4 protein-coding genes and 3 pseudogenes are annotated in these 3783 nt (G+C 57.7%); all 7 read right to left on the bottom strand.

The window, feature by feature from the left end:
• A pseudogene (locus HX786_RS29545) lies at positions 1–435 on the bottom strand (circularly permuted type 2 ATP-grasp protein); the annotation flags it as partial.
• Positions 436–860: 425 nt separating this feature from the next.
• Complete coding sequence (locus HX786_RS29540; protein ID WP_003193463.1) at positions 861–1202, bottom strand: ribonuclease E inhibitor RraB; 342 nt, start codon at positions 1200–1202, stop codon at positions 861–863.
• Between the two features lie 213 nt (positions 1203–1415).
• The gene (locus HX786_RS29535; protein WP_008434908.1) at positions 1416–1676 is read right to left on the bottom strand and encodes a hypothetical protein; all 261 of its coding nucleotides are present in this window, start codon (positions 1674–1676) and stop codon (positions 1416–1418) included.
• 79 nt (positions 1677–1755) lie between these two features.
• Positions 1756–2273: pseudogene (locus tag HX786_RS29530) on the bottom strand (hypothetical protein).
• 44 nt (positions 2274–2317) lie between these two features.
• On the bottom strand, positions 2318–2572 hold the full coding sequence (locus HX786_RS29525; RefSeq protein ID WP_004371217.1) for a YkgJ family cysteine cluster protein: 255 nt from the start codon (positions 2570–2572) through the stop codon (positions 2318–2320).
• Between the two features lie 163 nt (positions 2573–2735).
• Positions 2736–3236 carry a translation initiation factor 2 gene (locus HX786_RS29520; RefSeq protein ID WP_178912972.1) on the bottom strand — a complete coding sequence of 167 codons (501 nt, stop codon included), beginning with the start codon at positions 3234–3236 and terminating at the stop codon, positions 2736–2738.
• Positions 3237–3340: 104 nt separating this feature from the next.
• Positions 3341–3783: pseudogene (locus tag HX786_RS29515) on the bottom strand (PLP-dependent aminotransferase family protein); the annotation flags it as partial.

Here is a 3783-nt window from a genome sequence, read left to right as displayed (position 1 = left end):
TAGCTCACGCCGCTGGGGGTGCGCAGATTGTCTTCGAGGACGTAGTAAGTACCGTCGCCATCGCGTACGAGGTCGACACCTGAGATGTGGGAATAGATATCCCGGTGCAGGTCCAGGCCCTGCATCGCCAACTGGTACTGCTCGTTGGCCAGTACTTGCTCGGCGGGGATGATCCCGGCCTTGATAATGCGTTGTTCGTGGTAGAGGTCGGCGAGGAACATGTTCAGCGCCTTGACCCGCTGGATGCAGCCGCGCTCGACGATCCGCCATTCACTGGCCGGGATGCTGCGGGGGATCGTGTCGAAGGGGATCAGGCGCTCNNCGCTGGGCCAGCAGTTCGGCCGGCGTGTCGGCCAACCAGCGGGCAAATTCGCGGTAATGGGGGCGCACCTGCCCTGCCCCGTCGTACATCTCATCATAATAAGTGCGGATCATGCCGTACTCCTTGTCACCCGGACGCCAGAACCATCGCAAGGCCCGTGCCAGCGGCATAAACACTTAAGTATCAATCAGTTGGATATAGACGCAGGTCTCATCGCACCGTCCCGGTGCAGCAAATGCCCGCTGTCATGGGCGGCGCCTCATTGCAATGCAGGCCATGACTATCACCAGCATAGTCAGAGTTGATTTCACTGCCCGGCAAACCCCGCGGATAATCACCTCCATCAGCTGAACAGGACGCGTCCTACAGCTTCATCCATTGCGCATTACCGCTTGTACCGAATCGCTCTCCTCCTTTGCGATCTTCCCTTTGGCCACCCTGCTCGGGTGGCTTTTTTTTGCGCAGGATTTTTCCCGCGCCAGAAACAAAAACGGCCGACCCAAAGGTCAGCCGATACGCTGTGTTATTGCTCATGCCGCTACATGGGTAACCCACGCACCTCCTGTTTCACGCCCCATCCCTCGATGATCCCGCCCAAAGGCTCGACCACCGCCTCAAAGTCCTGCTCGAAGTCTCCTATGCCGTCGTAGGTGGCGAACATGATTTTGCTCAATTCCAGGTACCAGGCGCCGTCATCCCGCGCGCTGACCTGGGCATTCAGGGATTCCCCACGAAACCGACCCGCAGCCCGCCGCGCACGTTCCTCATCCGGGAAAATGGCGTAGAACTCGATGGGGTGGAAACGCGAGAAGTCAAAGCCACCCTCTTTCATGCGGCGCAACACGTTGGTGCTGATGTCTTCTTGATAGGCTGTGCTCATGAAACGTCCTCCTCAAACCGATGGATAGACTTTCCGTGCTTCCCAAGGCCCGCGCTGCAAGGGCGCGGGTGTTACGGCAGTGACGTCGCCGCTGGGAGACAAGCATGTAGCTGACAAGACCAGACCTTAGCGATTCATTCGCTGATCTCCATTGCAGAGTAGCGCGAAGCTATCACCTCCACCAGAGTCTGTTTAAAGGCGTACAGGGAATGTTCAGGCGGCGGGTTCGACGTTGAGGTCTTTGATGCTGTTTTGATCTTTCAGAATCTTGACCGTGGGTTCGGCGATACGCCCCTCCAGATCGTTGAGATCCAGTTCCTCCAGCACCGGTGATACGCGGGCGCGAACCAGGCGCGCAGCTTCTTCAAGCGTGGGTTTTTGCTCGCACTCGAATTGCTCGACTACCGACTCACCATGATCATTGGTGAAGGAAACGTTCCACTTTGGCATCAGAGCCTCCTCGATAAAACCCATGGGTGGGCTTACATCTATCTGGACCTTGAGGGCCTGGAAATCGTTCCACTCAAGGCAGGAGGCACCTGATCAACTGCAGTTATTTTTCAGCGTGTTCTTTCAGGGCTTTCAAGGTGTTGAACGGTGCGTCCACCACGAACTTGTTGGCCAACCAAGACGGCACGCTGCCACCTGGCTCGGTGTGCACCTGGTAGGTCACTTCGGTCAGGTTGTCGCCTTTAGGCACCAGTTTCCAGTAACCATCGACCTGGGCTACGCGCACATAGCCTTTGACTTCTGGCTGGTAGGTCGGCACTTCCAACAGCTTGCGGGTGACGGTGCCATCGGCNNTTCCTGCTTGAGCAGTTTCTGCGACTTGCATTCGTGGATCCAGGAGCAGGCCCCCGCCACGTCTTCCTGCAGCGCCTGGATCTTGGCCAGCGGCGCCTTGATGGTCGTCACACCGCGATAAGCCTTGTACTTGGAACCGGCAATTTCACTCAAGGACACTTTGATGCCGTCTTCATCCTTGGCCGTCTGCCAGTCTTCAGCATGCGCTGCGGCAGCGAACAACGCGGTAAAACCGTACAACACAGCAATTCGTTTCAGTGAACCCATGGTCTTATTCCTTATTGTTGAAGTTCAGTACTTTGAACAGCCCACTAAGCCGCCGTCATCTGTTCCCACCAGCCGATCAACCTGATCGCTTCTGCCTGGCTACTGCCGCAGACCTCGATATCCGCCTGGAACGAACTACACACTGCCGGCCGCTCAGGCTGGCCAAACAACTGGCACAGTTGTTCGACCGAAAGATGCAGGCAGCGTTCGCCCGCCGGTTTGCCGGCAGGCATTCCCGGCAACGGAGAACTGATGGATGGGGCAATGCAGCAAGCGCCACAGCCTTCACGGCATTTCATGACGAACAGATCCTCGACAACTCAAGCGTTGATGGCCACGTAAGACTACGCCCTTAAACAGACGTTTTAAATTGGCTTAACAGGGGTTTTTCACCGAAAACAAAAGTGACTGACCAGTCTGCGACAGAAGGTCAGGGGTGCGCGTCACGTTTACTCGTCGGGTTTATTGCTTGAACTGGAAATCCAGCGCTGCGCCTTCTACTTCGCGGCGTTCTTCGTTGCGCAGTTGCAGCTGCATTTCATTGCTGAGCAGGCGCCCGTTGATCTGGAATGCACTGTTGTCAGTGGGCTTTTCGGCAAACATCGGCGGCAGCAGCGGCACGTTCTTCGGCTGCGGCATGGTGCCGAGGGGTTGCAGGTGGCGAACCATGTTCGACGGCAGGCTCAAATCCAGCTCTGCGGGCGGCAGCGGCGTCTTGGCGACTTCGTGGGCCGACTTTGACTTGCTGGCGATAGGCGCACGTTTTTTAACCGGCGTTGCTTTCTTTGCGGGGGCTTTCTTCGCGACCGGTGCCTTCTTGGCCGCAGCGGCTTTTTTCGCCGGCACCGTTTGCTGGGAGCTGGCAGCAGGTGCCGCTTCAGCGGCGGGAGCCGCCAGGACAGCGCCAGCGTTACACAGGCTTAACACGCAGATCAGCAGGGCAGCAGGAAAGGTATAAGTCATATCGCCAGCAGCATTAACGGCAGAAGGCCATATGCTCGCTTGTTGAGGACGGTATGACAAGCATGGTAATTAGCCAGCTACCCGTCGTGTCCCCTTTCCATGCCTCAAAAACCCGCCGCAGTCTCCTGGCATAACTGGCTTGCCAGCATCCCGAGGGTCATCAAGGCGCGCTCCGCCTCGCGGTTCCACGGGGTGCCGCAGTTCAGGCGAATACAGTGGTTGAACTGTTCCGTATTACTGAAGATCAGCCCCGGTGCAATGCTGATGCCCTGCTGCAAGGCGCGCACGTGCAGTTCCTGGGTATTGACCCGTCCAGGCAAACTGACCCACAGGATAAAACCGCCGGTCGGGCGGGTCATCTGGGTGCCTTCGGGAAAATACTGCTGCACGGCCAGCTGGAACGCGCTGAGGTTCTTGCGGTACTCCTGGCGGATATAGCGCAGGTGGCGGTCGTAACCGCCATTCTCCAGGTACGCCGCCGTGCCCATCTGGGTCACGCTGCAGGCCGAATGGGTGCTGAACATTTGCAGGCGCTGGATTTCCTGCT

It is taken from the genome of Pseudomonas sp. 21615526 (genome assembly GCF_013386245.1).
Lineage (GTDB): Bacteria > Pseudomonadota > Gammaproteobacteria > Pseudomonadales > Pseudomonadaceae > Aquipseudomonas.
This window is presented reverse-complemented; position numbering and strand designations above follow the sequence as displayed.

Excerpts from the sequence above, each read along its gene's own strand:
- HX786_RS29535 (WP_008434908.1), bottom strand. The coding sequence starts at position 1,676 with ATGGGTTTTATCGAGGAGGCTCTGATGCCAAAGTGGAACGTTTCCTTC.
- HX786_RS29520 (WP_178912972.1), bottom strand. The coding sequence starts at position 3,236 with ATGACTTATACCTTTCCTGCTGCCCTGCTGATCTGCGTGTTAAGCCTG.
- HX786_RS29525 (WP_004371217.1), bottom strand. The coding sequence starts at position 2,572 with ATGAAATGCCGTGAAGGCTGTGGCGCTTGCTGCATTGCCCCATCCATC.
- HX786_RS29540 (WP_003193463.1), bottom strand. The coding sequence starts at position 1,202 with ATGAGCACAGCCTATCAAGAAGACATCAGCACCAACGTGTTGCGCCGC.